This is a genomic window from Micromonospora sediminimaris, from assembly GCF_016863575.1.
Classification (GTDB): domain Bacteria; phylum Actinomycetota; class Actinomycetes; order Mycobacteriales; family Micromonosporaceae; genus Micromonospora; species Micromonospora sediminimaris.
Window position 1 is genome coordinate 21101 of the sequence record NZ_BOPD01000026.1, and the last position, 25294, is coordinate 46394.

Below are 25294 nucleotides of genomic sequence, written 5' to 3' on the forward strand. Positions count from 1 at the left end.
GTCGGACCGGCCTGGACGGATGATCGCAGACCTCGAAAGCGTGTGAGGGGTAACCTCTCCGCCGGTTCAGATCCCGCTGCCCTCTGGGCATGGGGCCGCCCCCGTCTACCCGGCGGTCCTGTCGCGGCCGGGAATCAATCGTCGGTCTGCACCTCGCCTGCGCCCTCACCCGGGAAGTCTGAGATCGTCGTCAAGAACTCGCTGGACACGAAGTACGGGTTGTCGGGATTGTTCACGACTTCGATGAGAATCGCATCGGCATCGCACTCCAGAACCCGGTACTCGTCACCAGCGCCGAGCTTCAATCCGCTGTCCTCACCGTCGGTGACCACCCTGAAGAGTTGGCCCTTCGTCTCGCATGGCGTGTTCCTTTTCTTAAGCGCGGCCATCCACGCCTTGATCGCCCTCTTGCCACCTGCTTCGGTGGCTCTACCGAGGACGTACCCACCGCCGAGAGTCGCGAACAGCAGCGCCTTCGGGCCACCGAGCGTCTTGGCGAGGCTCGTCATCCGTTGGTAGTTCCCTAGATTGCCCATCCGCGCCTTCCTCGCCCCGGGGCCTATCCGAGTGACTCTATCGAAGCTGATTGCCGCCAACGCCCCGCACACGGTGGGGGCCACCGCCGAGCTGGTCCACTCTGGGAGGCAGTGACGTCGGCGGGATCACGGGGCACAAGCCGGGTACAACTGAGGTCGACAGAGGCTCTCGACCGCTGTACGGCAACAAGAGACGCCGCCCAGGTCAGGACGCCGATCCACCCGGCGTGAGGTGATCCACAGGCCGCCGGAGGGGTTCAGGGTTCGAGTCCCTCGTCACCGCCTGGCGGTCGGGCTGGGTGACAACAAGGGCGGCCGACGCCAGATGCCCACGGAAGGTGACTGACCGTTTCGGCAGCTCACCCGTCTACTTGCCCAGGTCATCGACGGCTGATCATTCCTTCACGCCGGAGGGTTCATTCACTTGCCGCTCGTCAGCTCTCGACCGCGCTGAAGCGCTTCGTACTCAGCGGTCGACGGTGCTTGAGCGACGTAGCCCTGTGACATGACCATCTGGCGCAGGCTGTAGGCACGGTTGACGTTGCCCGCCTCGGACTCGCTGACCCGTAGAAGCACGTAGTCAGATGGTCGGCCATCCTTCAGTTCGTCGAGAGCTTGAGACAGTTCCGCTGGTTCCGTGACAAGTTGAACACCGTAGACCTGAGTCCCGCCTGGCATCCAGCCCCGCATGGTCCTCTCACGGTTTAGGCGAAGCTCCTTCGTCTGCTCCTCGGCCAGCTCCTTTTCAGCTTGTTGCCGGGCTCGCCAGTCTGCCCAAGCTGAGCGACTGCCGAGCAAAGCTACTATGCCGAGAACGACAGCAACGAGGCCGCTGATTGCATCGCCGAGGTTGCCTAGATCATCGATCGTCACGGTCGTTGAAGGTATCGGGTCAGCGCAACCGGTCCAGCCGGCTAGTAGCGCCCGGGGCTTGTAAGCGAGGCATCAGGCGGACCGAGGCAGCGAGAAGCCAGCGCGAACCTCGCCCAAGGCCGGCTCCGAAGGAAACTCGACGACGGCCGACGCCTGCTCAACGACGCGGATCGAGGCCGGTTGGCAGGGGCCGACAGATTGGGACCGCACCCCCCGGGTTGGGGCCGTCCCCCGGGCAGGAAGCCGACGGCATCGACGACCTGATATTAGTGAGCCTCCTCCAACCTGACCTTGCAGGTCAGGGACGGTGTGCGTAGCCCGGTGATCGATGAGGGCGAGGCTCCAGGTAAGACAGCAAATCGACCAAAACCCGATGCCCCAACACGGGAGCCTCGCCTGCGCTGTCTTACCCGTCCACGATCTCGTTGTCCAGCCGGACCCTGAACCACCTCGCTGACCGTATTCGCAGCCACCGCAACCAGCGTCGATCCAGGTGGGGCCGCCTCGACGCGGGACGGCAGGCACTGCACGCTCTGGCTCACCTGCGCAAGGGTGATACCTACACCCGCCTGGCTGCCGGGTTCGCCGTCGGCGTGAGTACCGCATGGCGGTACGTGCAGGAAGCTGTAGCCCTGCTCGCGTGACCGCCGATGACCTGGCCACCGCCATGGATTGGATCTGCCGGCTGGCGTACGCGATCCTGGACGGCGCCCTGATTCCGATCGACCGGGTTGCCGACCAGAGGCCGTACTACTCCGGAAAACATCAGCGCCACGGCGTGAACGTGCAGGTCATCACCGACGCGGCTGGCCGCCTCGTCTGGGCTTCGCCGGCACTGCCCGGCTCGGTCCACGACCTGACCGCAGCCCGAACCCACGGCATCATCGAGGCGCTGACTAGCGCTGATGTGATGACCTTCGCGGACAAGGGCTATCAGGCAGCCGGCGCAAGCGTGCGCACGCCGATCACGCGGCGCCGCTCCCGGCCGAAGCTGTCACGCCGGCAGAAGGCCGTGAACCGCGCCCACGCGAAGATCCGCGCCTGCGGCGAACGGGCGATCGCCACGCTCAAGACCTGGAAGGTCCTGGCCAAGCTGCGTTGCTGCCCACGGCGAGCGACCTGGCTTGTGCAGGCCATCCTCGTTCTCCACCGCGTCGACGCCAACCGCTACGCAGGATGAAAAGGGCTCAGTTGTCGGATAGGTGGGCAGGGAAGCCTGCACCTGGTGGCGCAGGCTTCCGCTCACACTGATCGACGGACGACGGCCAGACCGCAGGTAGCGAGAATTCCCACCGCAACGAGCCCGATGCGAAGCCACGGCACGTCCTCGGTCTTTTTGATCCCGATCGACAGGGAGATGCCAACGCAGCCAGCGAGGACCAGGCAGATGAAGGCGGTTATCGTCCGGTATGTTGCGCTGTTCTCAGACCACCAGGCCCATGCGCCGAACACTGCGGGCACGAACAACAGGAGACTGAGCCCGAGCAGCGGGATGGCGATCCTCCACCGCTTCCATGCGCTCATCGCTGTTGGCCTCCCTCAGGACGCTCTTCGTCCTCTGTGTCGTCGTCGTCCAGCAGCGTCAGGTCGTCACCCGCGTCGCGAAGCAACCGAGTCTGCCGTTCGTGCTCGGCTCGCTCCTGCGGCGACATCGTGTCACGCCGGGCCATAGCTTCCTCGAACGAGGCATGCAATGCCGTGCCGTACCACGAGATGGAGGCAGCGGTTTGAAGGTTCGCCTCGCCGCTGAGGACGGTGCGAGCGAGTGAGCCGAGAGGATCGTCGGGCCCTCGGGTGCGTGCCAGCTTGGCGAGCACGGCACGCGCAAGGGGTTCCTGGGTGATGTCGTCGTTCATCGGTCCGCCAAGGCTGGGTGCTGGTAGGGCTCCAGATCGGGCAGCGAGGCCACGTCCATTCCGGCTTTGACCATTTCGATCGAGGCGGCTATACCCTTGAAAACCATCTCGGCGTTGCCGAAGAAGCTGGAGATCTCGTCATACAGGTCGTATGCCTGCCAGGCGTAGTAGCCGGCTACGCTGTAGCCGATAACGGCACCGACGCCGGTCTTGATCGTGGCAGTGCCGACAGCGGCAGCGGCGTTGATGACGATCAGCACGTCGATCAGCTTGCTGATCAGCCCTGTGACCACAGAGTAGAGTTGCTTAGCCGCTTCGGCTGCCTTGCTGTACAGATCCGCGTACTGGTCACAGACGGGATGAAGGGCACGGGCGGCCAGGCCGACCGATAGCTGGTACTCCTGCTCGGCCTCCGCAGCGTTGCCTCGCCACACGGTGGATACGTCCGCTGCGCCGGTGATCAGGTTGCGTCCGATGTCATCCATCGAGTTGCCGATTATTCGCCATGCGGCGGCGCAGTGAACGTAGGAGTTCCAGTCGCCACTGAAGGCTTTTCCCCAGCTCTCGAACGGGTCTTTGCCGAACAACCAGACGCTGACCTGCCGCACCCAGGCGGCGGGGCTGAGCAGGTCAGACATCGGGTTGATGTGGAACATCTCGACGCCAGTGATGTAACTGGGAGGCACCAGCCGCGCTGTCGGCTCGACCACGTCGGCGAAAGGTGACCGGACAGCCGCAGGCCACAGGTCCGGCCGGGTCGGGCCAGCTAGCGTGCCGCGAAGACGGGAAGGGTCACTGGCGCCGGGGTAGGTTCGGTCCAGATCGGCTGCCACGTCTGCGTCAGACGTCACGTACTCACCCTGGGCCAGATTCACTTGCGTCGCGGCGCTCTGCAGGAGTTTCTTGAGCCGCTCCAGACCTTCGCTCATCCGACGGTAGGCCGTTTGATGGGGGCCGGCGAGCATGAAGATAAGACCCTCTTGGTCGAAGGTCAGGTCGCAGTGTCGGGTCATGTAGTGCAACCCTTCGGCGGCATCCTGCGACGCACGGTGCAGCACGTTGTATACGCCATCCATGCCGTTGACGTCCACGTAGAAGCCGCTCACTTATCGCGCCTCCACGCCTGGCGGCTGGGACTGCGCCTCATCGCGCTTCCCGGTTGCAGCGGTCACCTGCGCGATGATCTGTGCCGCGCTCACGAACCCTCCCCCTGATCCTGATCGCCGGTCGTGATCGATCCGCAGCAGCCTACGCAACAGAGCGGATGCGGCGCAGTACCGCACGTGATCGCAGCGAGTGAAAGGCGCAACATCCTCGCGAGCAGTGACACCCGAGAGGGGATCGGGCCCGGACGACGAGACAGGGTCGCGTCCATTGGCAGCAAGGAGCTGATCTCAGTGCACACCCCCATGGGGCCGGCCGGTTCGAAACGGATGCGGTGCCTGCCGCCGCGGGCGGCACCGCCCACGGATGCCTGCCTCGTCGCGGGCCAGGGAATACCGGCTCCACCGCCGGCAGACGGCGGTGTGCGTCGCGGTGCTACCAGCCGTTGCAGGTCGGCGGTCTCAGGCAGGAGCAGTTCCTGGGGGACATGCGACACGCCACCCGGGACGGGTGGCGCCAGATGAGACTCGACAATCGGCCCTCGACGGGCGCTGCCAGTCACAGGTGGTGGGTTGCGGTGACGAGTCGGCTCAGCACGTCGGGGATGGCGCCGGCCAGGCGGTTCGGCGTGAGCGCGTCGTGGACCGTGATCGGCTGGGGGCCTTCGCCCCGGATGCGTCTGGTCTCGTAGCAGCGGCCGTCGGTGTCGATGGCGGCGATGATGCGTACCTCGGCGTCGGCCATCGCCGGCACGGTGTTGATGTCGCCGTAGGTGTAGTCGGCGTACGGCGTGTACTGGAAGCCTTCGAACACCAGCGCGTACCCGACGAACGTGCGGTGCGTGGCGTCGAGCCAGTCCGTCAGCTCGAGTGCGTTCTCGGGGATGCAGATAAAGCCCGCGAGCAGGCTCAACACGCCGGCGAGGCCGGAGTCCGAGCCAGGCTCCAGGTCGAGAGCGAACGGCGAGGGCTCCACCTCGATCAGGTGCAACGGGGAGCCCGTGACCAGGTGGCGGTGGAACAGGGCGAGAAGCACCGGTGGGGCGTCCCAGCCGAGATTCTCGGCTTTCTCCTCGATCCCGGTGACGACCTCGGGCAGCGCGAGGGTGATCTGCGGGGACAGCATATTCATGCTCCTAACGAGTGCGGGATGTGTGTGCACGATCTGCCGGCATGCGGACGGGCGCGTGCGCCCGGTGCCGGCCGGGCCGGCGCGGAATGAGATGTCGACGGGGTGGATGAGGAACCAGTCGGCGGCAGCCGGTCAGACGGGCTGCGCCTCGACGGCGAGCCCAGGCCCGGCGGCCGCGGTGAGGTCAGCGTCGTCGGGGGTGAGGTCGCGCAGGATCGTCTTGGCCACCCGCAGCACGGTCTGCGCACAGTCACGGATCAGGGCGAGATTGCCGTCGGCCCAGCCGAGCACGTACGCGTCGGAGTAAGCCTGGGTGTCGAGGCCGAGCAACCGGCACACCAGGTGGGCGACGCTCTCGGCTTCGGTCTCACGTCGGCCGCGGTGCAGCAGGTCCTGCCGGTCGAGGTCGTCAAGGTGCCCGCACCGGATGTGGGCCAACTCGTGCAGGCTGGTCTTGATGCGCTGCGCGCTGCTGACGTCGTCGCGCACCCGAACCACCTGCACACCGTTGCCCTTGACGGTGACCCCGTTCGCGCGGCCCAGGTGGGCGCTGCCCGCGGGCGCGAGGGCGAAGTCGTAGCCGGCCTGTCGGATCAGTCCGACGACGTCGTCGTAGGCGCCGGTGGGGTCGTCGCCGGTGAGCAGCTGCGCGGTCTTCCCGCCGGCGGCCTTCACCTGGCGGCGGCGCCGCACGGTGGGCACCTCAAAGGGTTCACCGTCGGTCTGGCTGATGTCGAAGGTGCTGGTGGCCCGGAAGCCGACGACCTGGATCGCGGGGCGCCCGTCCGGGTCGCGTCGAACGGTGCGGCCGGCGGCCTCCCACTCGCGGACCTGCTCCTCGGTGGGCCGGCGGGTGACCGGCGCCCAGATGAGGAACCCGGTCTCGCCTGCGCGGACGTGCCGGTTGAGGGCCTTCCAGCCTGAGGTGCCGTCCCTGTTGCCGTAGGGCAGGAAGTAGCGGGGCTCGATGTTCCGCTCGGCGGCCTGGAGCATGAGCAGGAACTGGTTGTGCAGGCTGTAGCGGGCGCCGAAGACGGCCGCTTCCTCGATGAAGGTGACCCACTCGGTGGGGTCGGCGGCGAGGCGCGCCAGCCGGGCGTCGAACTCGGCTTTGCTCCGTTCGAGGAACGCGTCGCGTTGCTCGGCTGTCATGGCCATGGTGGCCCTCCTGTCTCCGCCACGTGGCGGCGGACAGGCTGGGGCCGCAGCCCCAGCCGGCCCGTAGGCACGAGGTGGGACTGCGGCCCGGGTGTTGCGGGAGCGCGGACGGATGTGCGCGTCAGCTCCGGGTCGGTGCGGGAAGAGTCGCGGCCAGCGCGGCGGTCTTGGGTGCGGTGCGGAACATCGAGACCGCGTTGGGGGTGATGTCCGCGACGCCGTCGGCGCGTTCGGTGGCGGTGAAGGGAAGTTTGGCGTGGGGGCCGACGCGGAACGCGGGCAGCGTGTAGTGCGTTCGGGCAACGACGGTGCCGTCGGCGGCCGTGTACTGGTCGAAGGAGGCGAGGTCGAGTCCGTCGATGGGTGTCTCGCGGTTGCCGGTGCAGACGATGACGAGGTCGTAGGTGCGCCCGCCGATCAGTGCGGCGTCGGGTAGCGCGATGGGACGCACCCGGCGGCTGATCACGGTGAGTCGTTGGACGCCGCGGCGGTCCGGCCGTAGGTAGCGGCCGGTGGCCTGGTATCTGCTGCGGATGTCGGTCTGCCACTGCTCGCAGGTTGTCGGCAGGTCCTCGGCGTACCAGTCGATGCGGTCGACCTGGTCGAGGGCGGCGGCGGCCATGAACGGTTGCGGGGCGAGGCCCAGGCACGACTCGACGGCGCACTTGGCGGAGTCACCGCCGCCGACGACCGCGACGCGACGCAGTCCACGCAGCGGCCACATGCCGGCCATCCGCTGCATGAACTGCCGGAAGGTGAGCACGGTGGTGCCGTTGGCGCCATCTTGGATCGGGTCGCCCACGCCGCGGGCATCGATGACCCGGCCCGCCAGAATCGGGGCCTTGCCCGCGATCTCAATCTTGGCACCGGTGCCGGCAGCGCTGACGGACGAGACGGTGGCGTTGGTCACCACGTCGGCGAACTGGGCCAGCGCCAGGCGGATCACGAACGCCATGTCCGTGTTCGGCTGATATTCGATCATGGACAGGTCTGCTGCCTGGATCGGCGCGCCCGGCAGGTAGTTCAGGCTCACCCCCTGGTCGCCGGCGGGTCCGGCGCCTCCGGCACGGTTGCGGGAGTTGAGCCAGAACGTCGGCCGTGCGGTCAGCGCGAACGTGCCACCGACGCGCTGGTGGCGTTCCAGCACCAGCGGCTTCGGGTAGCCGGCGAGGACGCGGACCGCCGCGTAGGTGGCGGCGTGGAATCCGCTGCCGATGATGACCTCACGGTCGGTGCCGCCGGCACTGATGATGTCGTGGTGGCGCTGGTCGTCGGACCAGTAGGTGTCCAGGAACTGGTCGGCGAACTCGCGGCCGTAGGGGTCCAGGGCGATGCCGGTGAGCTGCGCCTGCGTCTGGCTGGGGAACTCGGACTGGCGTTGCATTATCGTCCGCATTCCCTCGGCGGCGGCCGGCCGTAGAGAGACGGCGGCGAGCAGGGCCTGGATCTGCGTGGATGGCTCGATCATGGCTCCGTGTCCTTTCGTGCGGAGTCCAGGCATCGCGCCGTGCCGTGCACCCACCCCGGGGTCACCCCCCGGGGTTGCGGCACACGGCCGGCACGATCCCCGGAAGGGGTCAAACTGGGATGGGTTCTGGGCTGGCGGTGACCAGCCCCTGGTGGGTCGCTGACGTGGTCGGCGTGGACCGTCAGGCGGGCGGCGCCTCAGCGCGGGGCAGATGCCCGCCGGTGGTGGCGGTGAGGCTGGCGTGGTGGGGCGGTTATCGGGCGATCACGACCTCGTCGTCGAGGACGGCGAACCAGGGGATGGCGGTTGCCTGGCGCAGCTGGGTCAGCCAGTCGTCGATGGCCGTGATCGGGCCGTCGGGATCGGGCAGCGGATACCGGTCGGTGAAGTCCGGGGCGTCCTCGGTGAGGCTGCCCGTGTCGGCGAGGGTGTGGGCGAAGATCCGGATCGCTTCCCGCTTCACCGCCTGGTCGCTGCTGCCGACGATCAGGATCGGCGCGTCGTCCCAGTCGATCAGCCCGTACACGTCCCCGCCGACTACCGCAGCGTTACGCGCCCGACGGCGGCAGCCGACCGGCCGGCGGGTCCTCATCGGACCGGTCCGCCGTCGGTGGTGCCGGGCGTGGTGGCGGGATGGAACACCGTCGTGTGCCCGCGACCGGTCTGCTTTGCCGCGCGCAGGGCGCGGTCGGCGTGCACGAGCGCCAGCCGCCGCGCGGCCTCCTGGTGCGGCGTGAGGGACGCGACGCCGGCGCAGGCGGTGACGGTGACCGCGACGGGCGGCCCGGCGAGTTGGAGGTCGGTCGGTTCGGCGACGGCAGCGACCAGCCGCGCGGCCAGACCAGCGGCGTCGGCGCGGTCGTCGATGATGGCCGCGAACTCGTCGCGGCGCAGACGGAACACCTGTGCGCCGGCGGCCTGCGCGGCGTGGTGGAGGCGACCGGCGGTCAGGACGAGCAGTTGGTCGAACGCGCGGTCGCCGAAGCGGGCCACGAACGTCCGGGCGTCGTCCAGGTTGATCAGGATCACCGCGACGGGTCGTCCGGCGACGGCCAGGGCGGCGTGCAAGCCCGCCCGGTTACCGAGGCCGGTCAGGTCGTCGTGGTGGAGGCTGTGCAGGGCGGCGGCGACGGCCGCTCGGTAACGGCCGGCGGCGCGCAGCCGGGCCAGGTGGTAGGTGATAGATGCGGTGATCACGATCGCCGTCAGGAGGACGGTGATCTGCGTCAGGGTGGACACGGTGCCCACACCTCCAATCCCCAGGGTTGGGGAGGTGTCGAGGGCAGCCGGGGGATGCCACCGGCTGCCCTCACCTCGAACGGTGTGCGAGCGTCTGCTCGCGACAGGGTGCTGGCGGCGCCCGGGTCGGGCACCGCAGCGACGGACTACTCGGCGGTGGTGTCGGTGGTGGCGGCCCGCCACTGCTGCGGCGACACACCGGCCTGCAGGGCGTGGCCGAGCAGGTGCGCCAGGTGGTAGTCCGGGTCGGCGTGCAGGGCCCGGGTTACGGCGATGTTCGCCAAGGCGCCGTCCCCGGCCAGGTAGGCCGTGATGGCGAGCAGGCAGGCTGGTGCGGCGCTGGTGGCGGGCATCGCCCGTCGGGTCACGTCGATCCACAGCCGCCGCTGCCCGTCGCTGCCGTCACAGCTGATCCAGGCGTGATCGCGGACCTCAGGGACCATGAGGACGGCGGTCAGCCACGCCACCTCGTCGTCGGACAGGGCCTCGCCGCGGGCAGCGGACTCGTACGCCTGCTGCACCGCCGCTACCCCGGCGCGCACCACATGCTCCGTCGCAGTGCCGGCGGTCGCGCTGGTCTCGTCGGCGAGCATGCCGGTCAGCCGGTGAAGCGCGGTCGTGGTCGTGGCGCGCATCCGGTCACGCTCAGCCCCGCTGATCGGCGTGATGAGGCGTTCCAGCGCGGCCCGGTCCGGTAGTGGCGCGAGACCGCGGTAGACCGCTTCCGCCGCAATCCTGCTGCCAGCCGGGTCGTAGGCCACACCGTCGGCGCAGCCGGTGTCACCGCACAGGCACCAGTAGCGGCCGTCGCCGACCCGCAAGGCTTCGAGGACGTCGACGCCGGCGGTGGTCAGTGCGGTGGTGAGCAGCGTGGCGGCGGGTGCGACCCGGTCGGCCGGTCCGTAGCCGACGAGGAACGCCGCCGACCCGTGCCGGGCGATCATCGCGGCGTTCTGCGCCGCCGGCGCCGCCAGTTCCGCAAGGTCGGACGGGTGGGGGAGGTCGAGGCGGGCGGCGAAGCGGACTTGCCTGCCGTCCAGGACCACCACGACCAGGCTGTCGGTCGGGGTGAAACCGACGAGGTAGGGCACTACAGCGACACGATCGTCGCGGGTGGTGAGAGTCAGCTTGTCAGGTGTGACCACGGTAGTTCTCCTTCCCGAGGCCGTCGGCGGCCCGTGCCGCCGACGGGCAGATCAGCGGCAGCAGGTGAGCGCGGTGAGCACCGCGTCGGTCTGGGTGGTGGTGAGACTGATGGCCGTGGTGCCTCGGCGACCGGTGACGACGACAGGTCCGACCAGCGGCAGGTCACCGCCGCCCAGGCGCGCCACGAGCAGGCGGGCGACAGGGTTCGGGCGCAGGGCTTTCGGGTGGCCGTCCTCGTCGCCCCAGGCGTAGAGGTCCGGGACGCTGATCGGGATCGGTGTCAGCCACCCGCCGACCGTGCGGCGCAGCAGCGATGCGACGTTGCTGTGGCGCAGTCGGGTGTGGTGTTCGTGGCTCGTGCCGTCGTCGGCGACCACGATGTATCGGAACGTTTCACGGGCCATGGAGACTCCTGTCGGGGCAGTCGCCGGGCATGGCCGTCTGGCCATGCCCGGCGCGCGAAAGGGGTGGCCGGGCATTGGCCAGGACAAGTGGTGTGCAGGTACGGCCGCCGCTGGCGGCGCGGTCCCGTGGCGGATGGCCGCCGGGACCAGGAGGCAGTCCTGAGTGGTCACGCCGCGTGGGCGGTCGCCGCGATGCGCGTCTCAGTCGCCGAGGTCTTCCACGTCGGCCGTGACGTCGATCGTCACGGTGTCGTCCTCGACGTTGTCGACCCGATCGGTGTCTATCCGCAGGTAGCTACGAACGTCGGACTCGGTGTCCTCGGTGTCGCGGTACACGTCGGGGATCACGTCGAAGCTGCCGCTGATGGTGAACCGGACCCGGTGGCGCGGCTGGTAGGGATCGAGGTCCAACCGGGACAGGAGGCTGTCGAGCCCGTCGCGGGTGATGTCTGCCTCGCGGTACTGGCCGATGGCGTAAGACCGGATCTCGGTGAGTTGGCTGGTCTCGCGTCGCCGGTCCTCGTCGCGTTGCTCGGCCAGGTTGCGGGCGCGTTCGACGGCGCTGTCCTGTTCCGTCAGCGCCCAAGCCACGGCCTGCCGGGTCAACGCCAGCGCGGTGGCCGGGTCCGTGACCGGTACCGCGGAGATGTCCGCGCGCACGCTGCGGACCTGCCCGTCGACCAGGACACGGACCATGCTCGTCCCCGGGGCGGGGGACAGCACCACGGCGTCGTAGCTGGCGCCGGCGTCCAGGATGGTGACCGCCCGGCCGGGAGAGCCGGCGAAGGCGGTCAGCGGACGCGGCGACGGCTGCGGGGCGACGGCGGTCGGGGAATCGGGGCGTTCGGAGGTTAGGGCGTCGGTCATGGCGATGCCTTTCAAAATGAGCCCGGCGGGACACCGGGACGTGAAATGGGGTTCGCGCCCAACGGCGCGCAAAGGGGGAGTGGTGAACTGGCCACGCGATCACGCCCGGTGTGGGCGGCGACGACGTACGGCCGCTCGCGTCCCGGGTCACAGGGCACTGACGGTGGCGCCGACCCTCGGCGTCGGGTCGGTCAGCGGCGTAGCCGCATTCGCCCGTGCTGGCGTGGTCGTCATCGGCGATTCAAGTGCGTCGCCAGCGGCTGCCGGGTCAGTCGGGTGGGTCGGTAAGAACGTCGATCAGGGGTTCGCCGGCGAGCGCCGGTTCATCGAGCCAGCCGCTGCGCGTGAACGCATGCGCTGCGGTGCTGACCTGGAACATCCCGCTGCGGGGGTCGCGGTCCAGCCAACGCAGCCGGACCAACCGGTGCAGGGCCGACTTCACCGACCCGGCCGACATGCTGGTCATGTCGACCAGGTCGTCCGGATGGCAGCCCGGGTAGGCGCCGCCCGTGGCGGTGACGCAGTCCGCGTGATGGTGCACGGCCGCGCACACCAGCCGCTGGGCCGGCGTCAGGTCATCCGGGTGCAGACCACGTCCGGCCCGACCGTCGGCCAGCAGCCACCATCCGTAGGCGGTGTAGGTGCACAGCCTGCTGGTCGCAGCGGCCAACGCGCTCAGCCGCTGCGGGCGGCCAGTCACTGGCCGTCCCGTCCAGGCGCTGCCGACAGGCGTCCGGTCTGGTGGCGGCACCGGGCATCTACCACTGGCCGGCCACGCATGCCGTTCGAGGTCCGACGGCACTCGGGTACGGCCAGGACGACGTCCACCTCGCCGGGCAGCCGGACGACGTCGTCCTGCCGCAGATCGACATCCCGCGCAGTCCGACGACCACCAGAGCAGGCGGTAGCGGTCGTGGCCGGGTCACGACTCGCTGCTCGGCATATCGAGGGCCGCGGCGATCGCGTCGGCGAGTGTCGCGTACGTGGCCATCTCCGCCTGCGCCACCACCGTGATCCGATCGATCCCCGCCGCCGTGGGCGTGACATCGATCGTCTGGTCCGCCCCGTCTGCCGTACCGCTGCCCGTCGGTGTAGGTCCGGCGATGGCTGCCCACCTCTCGTAGGCGGTTCGAAGGGCGTTGACGATCGCTGCCGCGTCGGCTCCCGAGCACAAGATTCGGACCGGCGGAACCGGCCTGTCGGTGACAACGATGTCGCGGCCGGGTTTGAGGTCACGGCGACGGACCTGCGTCCGGGTGCCGTCGGCCTGCGGTATCCCGTCGCGGTCCGGCTCGTAGACCAGGGTCTGGTTGCCGGCCCACTTCGCGGTGTACATGGCAGCGTCGGCCTGGGCCAGGGCGTAGCGGGGATCCCTGCCGTCGCTTGCAGCCACGCCAACACTGGCCCGCGGCACTGGTTCATCAGCGGTCGGTGCAGTGAAGGCGGCGCGGATCGCGTCGGCCAGCACGGCCGGGTCGGTGTGCGGGGCCACGATCACGAACTCGTCGCCGCCGGCACGAGCCACAACGGCGTCGGCCCGCACAGCGGTGGCCGCGGTGGTAAGCCGATCCGCGATCACGGTGAGGTACCGGTCGCCCGCCGCGTGCCCACCGTCGTCGTTGACCTCGTGCAGACCATCGGCGTCGGCCACCGCGACCGCCACAGGAGCACGCTGATCGGCGGCGGTAGCCAGAGCACTCTCAACGACCGCCCGGGTGGGCAGGCCGGTGAGCGGATCGGTCAACGCCGCGACGAGTTCCCGCCGAAGGCTGTTCTCCCGGTCGGTGGCCGCGGCGAGACAGGTCCACAACCGCTCGTACTCGCTGCCCCACCTGACAATCATCTGGTGGCGGCGGGCAAACCGGACCAGCGCCACGGCACCCGGCAGCGCCACCACCACAGCGATGACGGCGGCTACCGCCGCGGCGGTGAACCGTTCGGTGGCGGCGAACGCGCCAGCCGGCCCAGCGGCGATGACGCTGGAGATGACGACGAGGGTGCCCGCCCTACTCAGGCGGGGTTGGCGGTCTGGTCGGTGAAGAGAAGGCATTGAGAGGCTCCTTATGGCTGAGGAGCACCGGGGACGGTCCGGCTTGGCAAGGCAGGGCCCGCCCCCGGGCCCACGTGAAGCCGGCCCACTGGTCAAGCGGGCTGGCCAGGCGTTGTCCGACGGCGAATCGGCCCGTGCACGGTCATCGGCTACGGCGACACAGGTGGTGGCTGCGGTGCGGCTCGCGCGAGCTACCGGCCGGCAGCCAAGGTGGACGAGATGGCTAGCGGAACGCGGTGAGGCGACGCCAGGCAGCGCAGAAGCCTGTCTGCTGGCCTGCCGAGAGTGTCGCGGCGTGGCGGTTGCCAATCCCGGCAGCCCCGAACGCAGCCGTCCGGGCCGCACTCGATGCCCGCGGCCATTCGCCTGAGCATCTGCCGCAACTGGGGCGTCGATCGGGTCGGTGAAGAGCCAGCTGAGCCCGTCGGCCAACATTGGCCTTGGGCGCCCCGGTACCTCGGGTAGTCGGCGTCGTCGATGACCGATGCGAGGTCGTCGCGGCCGTGCAGCCAGGCACTGCTCACGGACTACTCCCCTTACTGCCGAACCGTTGTGGTCCGGGCATGGCAATGGCCGGGCAGGCTCAGTGCCTGTCCGGCGCAAGAGAACGAATAGAGGTGCGGCCCGGATCGAGGCATCTCAGGCAGGCGATGCCCGGGGTGCGTGCGGGGACTATCCGGCTGGGTGGGCGGCGATGGCGACCAGGGGAGTGCGCGTGGGCAGGTGGTCGATGTAGCCGTTGGCGGCGTGAAGATAGGCCAGTTTGTCGGACAGTCGACCGCTGCGGGTGGTGAGCTACATGCCGGTGGCAGCGGCGGTGGCATCGCCGGGAACCCCAACGAGTGTGGCTGCGGTGCAGTGCTTGCTAAGTCTGGCCTGTAACGATTCGAGTCCGGTCGTGGGGATGGGGTGCTGCCGGTATGCGGCGTTGTAGGCAGTCATACCCAGCGCTGGCGGCTGCGCCAGGTACGCCTGTTGGGCGCGGTTGATCGGCCATGCGGCGGGGTCCGCACGGTGGCAATCGAGAAATACCCACCAGAGTTGAGCGTCGTGGGATGCCGAAGACGACGCAACGCCATTGCTGCCACTGCCAATCGGCGCGATCTGCGGCATGGTGGCGCATCAGGCGAAGATCCAGCAGGCGAAATCGGTCCGCCGGCGCGTGTTCATGCAAGCGGTGCACGAGTCTGCGGGTCAGTCGACGGTGCGCCGGGAAATGACCGACAAGGCCGGTGGAACAAAGGTGCCCCTGCGTGTGCACGTGGTCTGCGGCGGAGGCGGTCAGGGCGTCAGTGGTGATGTCGGGGTCGAGTGCGACCACGATTGTCTGGGATGTGGGACATACCTCCATTCGAAGAGAGATTGCGATCGGCGAAGCGCGTTGGCGTCGAGGCTGTTGACCGGAAAGATCCATTGGTGGGCAACAGCGTTGGAAGAAGGGACGGCGTGGGGAGCGTGGGGCGATTCGGTGGTACGGGTGGGCGGGCGTCGCGGGAGGAGGTGTCGCTGCCGACCGGCCGATGAGGCGGGTGGGCGGGTGCGGATCCTGCCGTGACGGGCCGAGGCCTGGGGTGGCGCACGATGAAGAATTCATATATATGAGCCCTCACCGTAACCCGCCTACCCAACAGAAAACGATCATGCTCTGGTGCTGGCAAACCATGATCTGAACAGGACTGTTGGCTACGTTAAGGGTCGCTGTGGTGGAGGAATCGGCCAGTCCTGTTGGCCGCTTCGGTCCGGCTGTTGGTCCTCAAGCCATGGCGGTTGGGTATGGGGCTACAGTGAGGTGGCGTTGGCAGAGCCAGGTACTCAGCGCTATCAGGGTCGCAAGCAGCGTACGATGTGGCCGACCGAAGAGGTCGCCCTGGAGGTCAAAGCGATCGTCGAGGGCTACCGCGGCAACCGCACCGCCGACCAGGTGTACGCCGACATGGGCGTCCTCGACCCCGAGCCCGAGCCAACCCTGCCGACGCTGCGGGACTGGTCTACCACCTGGCTGGCCGCGAAGACCCGCATCACCCCCGGCACCCGGGCCGCGTACGAGCGGCAGCTCGTCACCCGCATCTGGCCTGTCCTCGGCGACCACCACATCGACCGGATCACACCCACCCAGATCGGTGCGCTGCTCAACGCGCTGCGACGGCCGGAGGACGACGACGAGCCCGGCCTCACCAACTCGACGGTGACCCGCTACTACAGCCTGCTGTTTGCCATCTTCTAGGCCGCCGTCGACGAGGGACACCTGACCCGCAACCCGGTGAGCAAGACGGACTACGTCCGCGACCAGGTCGAGCACGACGACACCGGAGAACCGGAGCAGGTCCGGCTCACCCGCGACGAGTATCGGTTGCTACGGAACGCCTTCGACCCGGCCGACCGGCCGCTCGTCGAGCTGCTCGCCGGCACCGGCGCCCGCTGGTCTGAAGCGACCGCGCTGAGCGTCGCTCACATCGTGCCGCCGAGGGGCAAGGCGGTGCCGCGGGTGCGGATCTGGCGGGCGTGGAAGAGAGACGGCAAGGGCGGCTGGTACCTCGGCACCACGAAGGGCCGCCGCCGGCGGGAGATTCCCATCCGTAAGCGACGCCCGGGTTCGAACCGGGGACCTCCGGGTTATGAGCCCAGCGAGCTACCAGCTGCTCCACGTCGCTCCGGGTGCGGGCAGACCGGTCGCACCTCCGGCCTGCCCGCACCCCTTGTACGCCGGCCGTCCCCCGGACGCACAACAGCCCGCCGGGTGGGCGGGCTGGGGCTCGTCTGGTCCATGTCTCGGCTACGAGGCCGCCGAGCGGGCCTTGGACATAGTCCACCTGTACGGCCGACTGATCAAATCATGCGGCGTGGGCGTGGCCAGCGTCAAGCGGGGGTGGCGCGTGTCGCGGCCGGCCCTTGCCGGTTTCCTCCTTCGACACCCGCTTGGCCCGCTCGATGCCGCCACACTCGTCGAGGGCGAAGAACACACTGCGGCGGTACTCGCGGCGGGTGAGGCCGTCGCGGTTGGCGTAGTTGCGGAAATCGCCTCGCTGACGTCGCCGTTGTTGCCGAGCGCATGGGCGAGCTGGGCGGCAATGCCCCAGAGCCGGCCCTTGTGCTCGATCAGGGGTGCGAGGCCGGGGCATCGACCGGAGCCGGGGATCTTGGCGCGGCAGGACGGGCAGCGGTCGGGTTTGGCTGTCACGCGGGCCGCCACTCGTCGCGATAGCCAGGCCGGTGATCCTGTGGCACGGCCAGCAGCCGGAGAGTTGGGCAGCCCTCAGCGCCGTAGTAACCCGTGCAGCTTTCGTTCACGGTTTGATCCCACTCAGGGCATTCGTGCGGGCCGGTATGAAGGTCGAGGATGCGTCGCCTGGCGTCCAGTTCGGCCAGGGGACTGTGCCATCGACCTCCGCTTTGAGCGAGGAACTCTTCGCGGGTGATGGGTACACCGACCGCGAGCACGTTTCCGATTTCGGTCTGGATCTCGCGCTCGACCGCCGCCTCGTCATCTTTGAGCTGACGGCGGAGCCACGTCGCCAGGTCTTCCCCGTTCGGTCGCACCTTCCTAGGCTACCTGGTTGGTGTACACCAGCTTCCCGCCTTACGCACATTAGTGGAATTATGGTGCGCCAAAACCAGACACTACGGCGGCCTGAGACGCGCGTCTGCTACCACTCCATGATGGGCTGTCGCGGCCTCGGGGGAAGCTCGACCACGTCAGCGACCGCGAGAAGCTTGGCGGCAACGTCCACACCCAGATCTGCCGCCAGTCGCTCACGATTCGACGCGCACGCGATCCACGAACTGCCTGCTCTGCCCGCCAATCGTTCAGCGGCATCGATTACCGCCCCTTGGTGCACCGCCATCAGCGCCTGGATATCCGGCTCGTCGGGCTGGATATCTTCGGTGCCGGCCACGTTGTCACTGCGGTCCGTCAGGTTGTCGAGGAATATCACCGGCGGCCCTTGCTCGATGAGACGCGGGTCGTAGGCGCGGGCCATCTCATAAGCCTGGTACACCCTCAGGTTGGCGGGTGGGTAACCGGCGGCGAGTAGGCGGCGGAGCGCGGCGTACGCGTTGTGGGTCTTCCCGGACATGAAAGGGCCGAGCAGCAGTAGGCGAGCCCTGGAGCCGGACAGGATGGCACCGCACCAGCGGTCAATCTCCGGTAGGGACGTCTCGGCGTCGCTGAAACGGGCAGGTATGAAGTCCTCAGCCATTAGCCCTCCCGGCGCTTGTCATCGGCTTGTCACACTCTGTGAGCAACGTACTCCTTGGCCGGGGTACACGGTCGTCAGCCGCGGCGTTTCTTGTCCGCCGAGGTCAGACTGCGGGCCGTGCCGCTGCGCCGAATGGGTAGCTGACAGCCCCAGTTACCTTCTGCGGCATGGACGTAGCCGAGATCGTCACGAGCGCCATCGCGGTGCTCGCCCTGCTCGTTTCGGGCTGGAGTGTGCGGTACGCGCGGGCATCCGCCCGGTCGGCGGACAAGTCAGCTGGTGCGGCCGAACGTTCGGCCGATGCCGCAGAGCGACAGGCCGCAGCAGCCGAGGCCGCACTGCCCCCACCGCCACCGGACGTCGCCTGGTCCGCGCGCCGCGACTACAAAGACCGCTATCTGCTGAAGAACATCGGCACCAAATCAGCCACGGGAGTGGAGTGGATCAAGACTGGTGACAGCCGGGAGGACCTCATCCACTTTGAGCCTCCCCCCGGCCGGGTCCTGCCGGGGGGCGAACTCGAGTTCTTCGTCATTCCTGCATGGACAGACTCCCCGACCGAACTGCTCATCACCTGGGATGGGCAGAGTGAACCGGTAGCTATCCCCATCCCGTCGTGAGTCAGCGGGCGGCGGCCGGGGCGGCCGTGTGGGTGCGTACCCAGACGTGCCGTGCGCCGGCCACCGCGCCGTCCAGCCGGCATCGGCAGCCGGGCCCGGCGCACACGCAGTCGTCGCGGCAGATTACCGTGCCCGGGCTGGCCGCGTAGGCGTAGACGAGCCGGCCCCGGCAGGCCGGGCACTCCACCCCCACCCCGCGCAGGTGGTCGCGGCCGCTGCCGATGCGGAGCTGGGCCTGGGGCAATGGCGGGCAGCTCGCACGTGTGGTCTCGCCGGTTGTCGGAGTCAGGTGAGTTCGTGTAGCGGGTCGTGATCGGGTGCGGGTGGTCCGGGGTTGAGGGGGCCGGGTTCGTCGTTGGTGGTGGGGAGGTCGGCCAGGCGGAGTCGGTGGCCGCCGTTGCCGACGAGCCGCCAGACGGGGCCGGCGGGGCCGTGGCCGTTGATGCGGTCCCGGGCGCAGGTGGCGATGGTGAGGGTAGCCAGGGTGGCGGCGATCCGGTGGTCGTGGCCGGCGGTGTCGATCAGCCTGTGGTGGAAGTGGCGTTCCCGTTCTCGGGTGGGCAGGGAGAACAGCAGGGTGTAGTCGGGTCCGCCGTCGATGCGGAGTCGGCGGTAGGGCTCCAGCTTGTCGCGTAGTCGTGGGTGGTGTTCGGTGCCGCGGTCGTGTTCGAGCCAGAAGCCGGCGTGGTGGTGGCCGGTGGTCCAGACGCCGTGGCCGTCGGGGCGTATACGGCGGCCGAATGCGGCGGTGGTGTGCTGCTCGGACCACCAGCGGGTCAGCCGGGATTGTGGGTGCGATCGGTTGTGGACGAGCAGGTCGATGAAGAACTGGTTGGTTTCGATGGTGTGTCGGCGGGTGCGGTCGGACAGGACGCGGTCGGCGGCGAGGGCGACCGCTTTCGGGGTGGGTGGGGCTTCGCCGCGGGCGAGGGCGACCAGGCGCGCCGACAACCGGCCGGGCACCCAGTGAACCTGGGTGGGTCGGCCGGGGTGGGAGCGCAGCACGCGGTTGACGAAGTCCATGCGGCGTAGCGCGTAGAGGCGGTGGCCGCAGGTGATCGGTGAGTCGAACAGCACTGCCGCGATCTGGGCGGTGGTGAGGGCGGTGTGGTCGGACAGGAGGAAGGCGATGACCCGGTCGCGGGGCCGCAGCCGGGCAGAGATGTCGGCCAGGGTCGTCGTCGTACGCCGGGCCGGTGTGCGGGGGAGAGGGGGCGATGGGCCGCCCCCCGGTCGGAGAGTGTCCCCCCGAGGGGACTGTCGGGACGGTTGATCATCGAGCATTTATGCACCTACCTGCACTGTTGGGCGTTCGAGGGTGAGTGGGGGCCGGCCGGGTCTGCACCGAGGCGCGGACCAGTGCCCGCCCGCCGCCAGGCCGGGCGGCATTCCGGCGTGGCAGCAGCGGACGGGGTTCACCGGCGGCGGTGGGTGTCGGCGTGGGTGGCCAGCCGTTTGGCGAGTTGCTCGATCGCCGTGGGATCGCCTGCGCCGCCGCTGGCCGCGGCGCAGGCGGCGCGGATCTGGTCGGCCGCGCCGACGATGGGGCGGGGTGGTCGGGTGTGCAGGGTGAACGCGGCGGTTTCCCGGTTGCCGATCACGAGGCGGGCGGCGGCTTGGTAGGCGTCGAGGTGGCTGAGGTCGTGGTCGGACAGTTCGGGGAACATGTGTCGGGCCATCTGGTGGGCGTCTTCGGGCGCCACGTTGAAGGTGATTTTGTTGCGGGCGTTCGCGGACAGGGCGAGTTGGGTGGGGCGGGGGAGTTGGGCGAGGTCCTGGTGGGCCAGGACGAGGCTCATCCGGTAGCCGCGGGCTTCGGCGAGCATGTCGTCGACGGAGCCGGGCAGGTTCAGGAAGTTGTGGCATTCGTCGATCACGACGGTGCAGTCGCGTCGTTGGTGTTCGGGGAGTTTCGCGCGGGCGGTGGCGGCCTGCCAGGCGCGGGCCAGGACGAAGGAGCCCATCAGCCGGCTGGTGTCCTCGCCGAGTTGTCCCTTGGGTAGGCGGGCGAGCAGGATCCCGCCGCTGTTGAGTAGCCGCTCCATGTCGAACGATGAGCGTGGGGTGCCGAGGGTGCGGCGGGGGAAGTCCCGCAGCAGGAATGCGCGTAGGCGGGCCATGACGGGGCCGATGACCTGCGCCCGTACGGGTGGGGGCATGGATTCGTACCAGGTCCAGTAGCCGAGGAGGCCTTCCGGGTCGTCGAGGCCTTCGGTGAAGGCGAGGCGGAACTGTTTGTCGTTGAGCAGCGGCGGGACCAGCGCGAGGGTGGGGTTGGCTTTGCGCATCAGGGTCAGACAGGCGACGCGCAGGGTGTCGTCGATGCGGGGTCCCCAGTGCCGTTGGAAGATTTTGGAGAAGATGGAGACGACGTTGTCCACGGCGAGGTCGTGGTCGTCGCCGGACAGGGGGTTGAAGTAGCCGCCCTGGGTTTGGTCGGGGTCGATGAGCACGACCCGGTCGGCGACGTTCGGGTTGAGCCGGTCGAGGACGTCGGTGACCAGGTCGCCTTTGGGGTCGATGACGACGACGCCGCGGTGGGCGGCGACGTCGTCGAGGATCATGTTGACCAGCAGGGTGCTCTTTCCGACGCCGGTGGAGCCGAGGACGTGGAGGTGTTGGCGGGCGTCGGGGACGGGTAGTCCGACGGCGTGGCCGCCGATCTGCGCCCGGCCGAGCTGTTTGACGCCTCGGCCGCCGGTGGTGGGAACGTCGACCGGCATCGGCATCGGTTTGGCGCGGGCCCGCAGCAGGCCGGGCACTGCCACGTCGGAGGGCAGGGCGGCGATAGCGGCGAGTTCGGCGGCGCCGAGCAGGTAGCCGGTGCGCAGTGGCCGGTTGGCCAGCACGGTGGCGGGTTGGGTGAGGCGGACGCGGCGCAGCCGTTGCCGGGCGGTGTAGAGGCCGTAGGCCGAGGCGACGCCGTGGGCGAGGGTCGTCAACCGGGCCCGCAGGTTTTCTTGCGGGGCTTGGCGGGGGTTGGTGTGGGCGATGCCGTAGCGGATGGAGGTTTCCCACAGCTGGCCGCAGGCCAGCTTGTCCACCGCGGCGCGGGCGTCGCGGTCTCGTTCCGGGTCACCGGCCGGCGGCCGGTAGGCGGTGGTCCGGCTGCCCGCTGTGGGGCGGGTCTTGCCGGGCGTGAGGAGACCGAACAGTCCTTCCAACCAGGCCGACGGGTCGAGAACGCCGGGGGTGCGCTGGCCGGTACGTAGTGCCGCGGTGCCGGCGCGCAGCCGGCGGATCTGGCGGGGTGTGGCGGGGCGGGCGAGGATCTGCACGCAGGCGTACTCGTGGTCGCGCAGCCCCGACAGGGCAGAGATCAGAGGGCGTAGCGGGTCGGTGTCGTGGTCGGTGACGATCGGATACCACGCCGGCAGGGTCGGTGTCAGGGCGCCGCCCTCGGCGATGACGCCGGTAGGGATCGGGTCGGTGGCGTCGGCGGTCGTGGTGGCGGCGCCGGGCCAGGCGCCGGCGATCGCGGCGAGGACCGGGCCGGTGGCGACGGTGCCGGGCAGCCAGATGGTGATGGTCAGCTGCCGGCCCGCCCACCGGTACTCGTAGCCGACGTGCGGGGTGCCGTAGAGCCACCGTCGCCAGCCGGCCGGGCGCAGGATCTCCGCGCAGGTCGCCCACCACCTCGCGGCGCTGTCCGGCTCCACCTGCGGCGGTGGGGTGATGGTGACCTGCTGCGCATGCCGCTGCCAGCGCCTTTGCCGCCAGATCTGCAGCTGGCCGTGGGCGACGACCGCGACCACAGCTGCCGCGGCGGCGACGGCGGCGAGCCACGGCCGGGCCACCACCCACCCGACCGCGGTGCCGATCGTCTCGGCGACCGGGTTGGTCGGCGTGACCGACGACGGCAGCGGCGGGGTGGGTGGGGCGAGCCAGGTCACGACTCGTCCTGCGGGTCGGTGCCGGTGACGCAGAGCTCGTGTTCTCGGTAGGAGGACACGGCGTGGCTGGCCACCCGGTTAGCACCGGAGAGGAGGAGTCCTTCGCCGCGTTGGGCGGACAGCAGCATCCGGGCTTCCCCGCCGGTGAGGTGGAAGCTGTCGGCGACGGCGGCGATGGCCTGTGGGGCTTGGCGCATCAGTATCTGGGTGGCGCTGTTGGCGATGACGGCCTGGCCGAGGTCGGAGCCGAGCAGGTCGGCCGCGTCCTGCGTAATCACCGACAGGCCGGCGCGGCGTTTGCGGGCGGCTTTCGCCAGCCGGTTCAGGAACCGCACGCCTTCGCCGTCGCGCAGCAGGGTCCAGGCTTCGTCGACGATGACGAGCCGACGCGGGTCGCTCGTTGGGCCGGTGGCGGGTGGGGCGTCCACGATCCGCCAGATGGCGTCCAGGGCCAGGAGCATTCCGGCGGGGCGCAGTTCGTCGGCGAGGTGCCGGGTCGACCACACCACCAGATGCCCGACAGGGTGGGTGGTGGTGGGTTCGGCGAACAGGTGACTGAAACTGCCGGTCGTCCACGGCGACAGCCGAGCGGCGAGAGTGACCGCCGGCGGCGGACCGTCGGTCTCCAGGGCGGCGGCCACGTCACGCAGCAACGGCGCTGGCCGCGCCCAGGTGCCCGGGTCGTTGGTGATCCCCGCCTCCAGGTAGGCGGTGTTGACGGCCTGGTCGAAGGCGGCACGTTCGGCCGGCTGCATGCCACCGTCCTGCCCGGCGCCGAGGAGCACGGTGACCAGGGTGTGGGCGAACAGCGCCCGTCGGGTACGCGCGTCGGGCCGCCGGTCGTCGGCGGCGATGTCGAAGGGGTTGAGTCGCACGTCGGGGGCGCCGAGGTTGATCACGGTGCCGCCGACCGCCTCGGCGAGCCGCCGGTACTCGTCTTCCGGGTCGATGACGTGGACCTGCACCCCGTCATACAGGCTCCGCAACGTCTCCAGTTTGATCATGTAGCTTTTGCCCGCGCCGGAGCGGGCGAGCACCACACTGTTGTGGTTGTCGGCGGCCCACCGGTCGTGCCACACGATCCCGTTGGTCGCCGTGTTCAACCCGTACAGGACACCGGAGGCGGTGGGCGGATCCCCAGGCAGCGGCGCGGGAAGGTCAGCGGAGGCCAGCGGCATACCGGCGGCGAGGCTGTCGGTGTCGAACACCCGCCGCATCCCGATGCTGTCCACCCCGAGCGGCAGGGTGGACGTCCACGCCGGCAGCTGCCGCCACGTCGCCGCAACCGTGTCGAGCATGACCGACGCGGCGGTGGCCCGCACATGCGCCACCGACTCGGTCAACTCCTCCAAACTCGTCGCGTGCACGGCGACGTAGTGCGCGACCCGGAACAGACGGCTCGCACCCCGGGCCACCCGGTCGGCCAAATCCGCGGCATCCGCGGCGGCGGCCTCGGTGGTCGGGTCGTCGAGACGGCCGTGCTCGGCATCCGAGCGCCGAGACGATTCCAGGCGGGCACGCTGGCGGCGCAGCCGCGACGCGGCCACCTGCGGATCGAGCGGCTCGATGTGGATGACCACGTCGGCGCGGCCCGGCCAGCCGGTCAACGGCGACAGCCAGCCCGCGCCGACCTCCGCCGGATAGCCGTTGACCAGCAGCGTCGAGGTGTAGCCGTCGCCGACCTTCAGGTAGCGGGGGGTCACCTCGACGCTGGCCGGGCCGATCAACGCGGCCACAGCGTCGACCTGCGACCCTGCCGACGGTGCGGCCGGCGGCGGCGTGCGGGTGGGAAGCAGAGCACGCAGCACGTTTCGGAGCCTCATCGTTGCCCTCCGGTGACCGGCTCGTCCGGCAACGCCCGCTCCCCGGACAGGGGGAGGGTGTAGGGGTCGACCGCGGCGGCGAGCACGGCGGCGACCGCCGGCCCGTCCAAGACCCGGGTGGCCGCACCCACACCCTGCAACGCGGCGGCGGTGTGCTCGGCGGCCCGCAGCACATCGGTGTCGCGGCGCGCGCCGGTGGCGGTGTGCACGATGGTCACCGTTCGCCACAGCGGCTGCCGCTCCTCCTCCACGTCGAGGAGAAACTCGGCGTAGTCGGCGGCGGCGTCCGCCAACGCCGGATGAGGCAGCAGATCCGCGGCGTCCGCGATGCGCTGCGCATGCCCGGCCAGGTCCACCGGCTGCGTGGACACCACGATCTGCACCGGCGCCGTCAGACTGTTCAACCAGCGGGCGTAAGCGCCGACCAGCGCCGACTGCTCCGCCGGCGTCCGCAAACCCAGGTTCACCGTGGTCACCGCGACCAGGGCGGCGCTGGTCCCGCCCAGGTCCACCACCCCGTTGGCGGCGATCGCCCGCGCCGGCAGCCGCAACATGGCTGGTGGCGTCAGGTTCCCCTCGGCCCCGACCGGGCTCGGCGCCCACCGCGGCGCCTTCCCGCCGGGGGAGGGGACCTGCCGGCGCGGAGTGCGCGAGCCCCGGACCGCCGCGAGGAGCCACGCGTCCAGGCCCAGCCCGTCACGACGACCCAACGCCAGGACCGTGGCGGCCCCGAGCAGCGGAATCAAGGCGGCAAGGAGGATCGGCATCGGCACATGGCCCAACAGCGCCCGCCACAGCAGGTACGCCACCGCGGCGGCGGTGGCCAGAATGGCCACCTGCCGCGGGCTCAACTGGTACAGCAGACGATCCGGGGCCTCAATGTCCGCCGGAATACGAGCACGAAGATCAACATCAGACATGGGAAACACC

25 protein-coding genes, 1 tRNA gene and 1 pseudogene are annotated in these 25294 nt (G+C 69.6%); 3 read left to right on the forward strand and 24 right to left on the reverse strand.

What is annotated here, in order from left to right; genetic code table 11:
• Positions 1 to 134: 134 nt before the first annotated feature.
• Positions 135 to 509: a hypothetical protein gene (locus tag Vse01_RS20615; RefSeq protein ID WP_198413220.1), complete on the reverse strand. Its 375-nt coding sequence runs from the start codon at positions 507 to 509 to the stop codon at positions 135 to 137.
• 447 nt (positions 510 to 956) lie between these two features.
• Positions 957 to 1409 (reverse strand): hypothetical protein, encoded by a 453-nt coding sequence (locus tag Vse01_RS20620; RefSeq protein WP_139233197.1) that lies wholly within the window; start codon positions 1407 to 1409, stop codon positions 957 to 959.
• Positions 1410 to 1810: 401 nt separating this feature from the next.
• On the opposite strand from Vse01_RS20620, the pseudogene Vse01_RS20625 reads away from it, so the two are divergent.
• Positions 1811 to 2589, forward strand: a pseudogene (locus Vse01_RS20625) (transposase family protein).
• A 62-nt stretch (positions 2590 to 2651) separates the two neighbouring features.
• On the opposite strand, the gene Vse01_RS20630 reads toward Vse01_RS20625, so the two are convergent.
• From Vse01_RS20630 to Vse01_RS20690, 13 genes are all read right to left on the reverse strand, one after another.
• On the reverse strand, positions 2652 to 2933 hold the full coding sequence (locus Vse01_RS20630; protein ID WP_093407901.1) for a hypothetical protein: 282 nt from the start codon (positions 2931 to 2933) through the stop codon (positions 2652 to 2654).
• The gene (locus Vse01_RS20635) at positions 2930 to 3265 is read right to left on the reverse strand and encodes a hypothetical protein (RefSeq protein WP_093407899.1); all 336 of its coding nucleotides are present in this window, start codon (positions 3263 to 3265) and stop codon (positions 2930 to 2932) included. Before Vse01_RS20635 ends, Vse01_RS20630 begins: the two co-directional genes overlap by 4 nt.
• On the reverse strand, positions 3262 to 4371 hold the full coding sequence (locus tag Vse01_RS20640; RefSeq protein WP_093407896.1) for a hypothetical protein: 1110 nt from the start codon (positions 4369 to 4371) through the stop codon (positions 3262 to 3264). Before Vse01_RS20640 ends, Vse01_RS20635 begins: the two co-directional genes overlap by 4 nt.
• Before the next feature lie 556 nt (positions 4372 to 4927).
• Positions 4928 to 5494, reverse strand: a complete 567-nt coding sequence (locus tag Vse01_RS20645; RefSeq protein WP_093407894.1) for a hypothetical protein — start codon at positions 5492 to 5494, stop codon at positions 4928 to 4930.
• Positions 5495 to 5632: 138 nt separating this feature from the next.
• Positions 5633 to 6658, reverse strand: coding sequence for an ArdC family protein (locus tag Vse01_RS20650; protein WP_093407890.1), 1026 nt, complete (start codon positions 6656 to 6658; stop codon positions 5633 to 5635).
• A 121-nt stretch (positions 6659 to 6779) separates the two neighbouring features.
• Positions 6780 to 8126, reverse strand: coding sequence for a hypothetical protein (locus Vse01_RS20655; RefSeq protein WP_093407888.1), 1347 nt, complete (start codon positions 8124 to 8126; stop codon positions 6780 to 6782).
• A 253-nt stretch (positions 8127 to 8379) separates the two neighbouring features.
• A complete protein-coding gene (locus Vse01_RS20660) occupies positions 8380 to 8718 on the reverse strand; it encodes a hypothetical protein (RefSeq protein WP_139233196.1) in 339 nt (112 codons plus the stop codon).
• A complete protein-coding gene (locus Vse01_RS20665; protein ID WP_170863527.1) occupies positions 8715 to 9365 on the reverse strand; it encodes a diguanylate cyclase domain-containing protein in 651 nt (216 codons plus the stop codon). Before Vse01_RS20665 ends, Vse01_RS20660 begins: the two co-directional genes overlap by 4 nt.
• A 146-nt stretch (positions 9366 to 9511) precedes the next feature.
• A complete protein-coding gene (locus Vse01_RS20670) occupies positions 9512 to 10510 on the reverse strand; it encodes a DUF4192 domain-containing protein (RefSeq protein WP_093407880.1) in 999 nt (332 codons plus the stop codon).
• Positions 10511 to 10561: 51 nt separating this feature from the next.
• Positions 10562 to 10915: a DUF3846 domain-containing protein gene (locus Vse01_RS20675; protein WP_093407878.1), complete on the reverse strand. Its 354-nt coding sequence runs from the start codon at positions 10913 to 10915 to the stop codon at positions 10562 to 10564.
• 201 nt (positions 10916 to 11116) lie between these two features.
• Positions 11117 to 11782 carry a hypothetical protein gene (locus tag Vse01_RS20680; protein ID WP_093407875.1) on the reverse strand — a complete coding sequence of 222 codons (666 nt, stop codon included), beginning with the start codon at positions 11780 to 11782 and terminating at the stop codon, positions 11117 to 11119.
• A gap of 268 nt (positions 11783 to 12050) precedes the next feature.
• Complete coding sequence (locus Vse01_RS20685) at positions 12051 to 12482, reverse strand: MarR family transcriptional regulator (RefSeq protein ID WP_093407873.1); 432 nt, start codon at positions 12480 to 12482, stop codon at positions 12051 to 12053.
• A gap of 222 nt (positions 12483 to 12704) precedes the next feature.
• Positions 12705 to 13832 (reverse strand): GGDEF domain-containing protein, encoded by a 1128-nt coding sequence (locus Vse01_RS20690; protein WP_170863526.1) that lies wholly within the window; start codon positions 13830 to 13832, stop codon positions 12705 to 12707.
• Between the two features lie 1843 nt (positions 13833 to 15675).
• On the opposite strand from Vse01_RS20690, the gene Vse01_RS20695 reads away from it, so the two are divergent.
• Positions 15676 to 16056, forward strand: a complete 381-nt coding sequence (locus Vse01_RS20695) for a tyrosine-type recombinase/integrase (protein WP_093407868.1) — start codon at positions 15676 to 15678, stop codon at positions 16054 to 16056.
• 354 nt (positions 16057 to 16410) lie between these two features.
• Here the strand turns inward: Vse01_RS20695 and Vse01_RS20700 are convergent.
• The 4 genes from Vse01_RS20700 to Vse01_RS20715 all read right to left on the reverse strand — a co-directional run bounded on the left by Vse01_RS20700 (position 16411) and on the right by Vse01_RS20715 (position 18028).
• Positions 16411 to 16483, reverse strand: a tRNA-Met gene (locus Vse01_RS20700).
• Between the two features lie 180 nt (positions 16484 to 16663).
• Entirely contained in the window at positions 16664 to 16792 is a 129-nt protein-coding gene (locus Vse01_RS29660; protein WP_275415516.1) for a hypothetical protein, read from the reverse strand.
• Positions 16793 to 17006: 214 nt separating this feature from the next.
• Positions 17007 to 17369, reverse strand: coding sequence for a DUF6221 family protein (locus Vse01_RS20710; RefSeq protein ID WP_139233195.1), 363 nt, complete (start codon positions 17367 to 17369; stop codon positions 17007 to 17009).
• A gap of 107 nt (positions 17370 to 17476) precedes the next feature.
• Positions 17477 to 18028: a hypothetical protein gene (locus Vse01_RS20715; RefSeq protein ID WP_093407865.1), complete on the reverse strand. Its 552-nt coding sequence runs from the start codon at positions 18026 to 18028 to the stop codon at positions 17477 to 17479.
• Positions 18029 to 18195: 167 nt separating this feature from the next.
• Between Vse01_RS20715 and Vse01_RS20720 the strand changes: the two genes are divergently transcribed.
• Positions 18196 to 18648 (forward strand): hypothetical protein, encoded by a 453-nt coding sequence (locus Vse01_RS20720; RefSeq protein WP_093407862.1) that lies wholly within the window; start codon positions 18196 to 18198, stop codon positions 18646 to 18648.
• 1 nt (position 18649) lies between these two features.
• On the opposite strand, the gene Vse01_RS20725 is transcribed toward Vse01_RS20720, so the two are convergent.
• The 5 genes from Vse01_RS20725 to Vse01_RS20745 all read right to left on the reverse strand — a co-directional run bounded on the left by Vse01_RS20725 (position 18650) and on the right by Vse01_RS20745 (position 25284).
• Entirely contained in the window at positions 18650 to 18892 is a 243-nt protein-coding gene (locus Vse01_RS20725; protein WP_093407859.1) for a hypothetical protein, read from the reverse strand.
• Positions 18893 to 18933: 41 nt separating this feature from the next.
• Positions 18934 to 19932 carry a replication-relaxation family protein gene (locus Vse01_RS20730; protein ID WP_093407857.1) on the reverse strand — a complete coding sequence of 333 codons (999 nt, stop codon included), beginning with the start codon at positions 19930 to 19932 and terminating at the stop codon, positions 18934 to 18936.
• A 131-nt stretch (positions 19933 to 20063) separates the two neighbouring features.
• The gene (locus Vse01_RS20735) at positions 20064 to 22541 is read right to left on the reverse strand and encodes a type IV secretory system conjugative DNA transfer family protein (RefSeq protein ID WP_093407854.1); all 2478 of its coding nucleotides are present in this window, start codon (positions 22539 to 22541) and stop codon (positions 20064 to 20066) included.
• On the reverse strand, positions 22538 to 24364 hold the full coding sequence (locus Vse01_RS20740) for a VirB4 family type IV secretion system protein (protein WP_232511354.1): 1827 nt from the start codon (positions 24362 to 24364) through the stop codon (positions 22538 to 22540). The genes Vse01_RS20735 and Vse01_RS20740 overlap by 4 nt, the downstream gene beginning before the upstream one ends.
• On the reverse strand, positions 24361 to 25284 hold the full coding sequence (locus tag Vse01_RS20745) for a PrgI family protein (protein WP_093407852.1): 924 nt from the start codon (positions 25282 to 25284) through the stop codon (positions 24361 to 24363). Before Vse01_RS20745 ends, Vse01_RS20740 begins: the two co-directional genes overlap by 4 nt.
• Positions 25285 to 25294 lie beyond the last annotated feature (10 nt).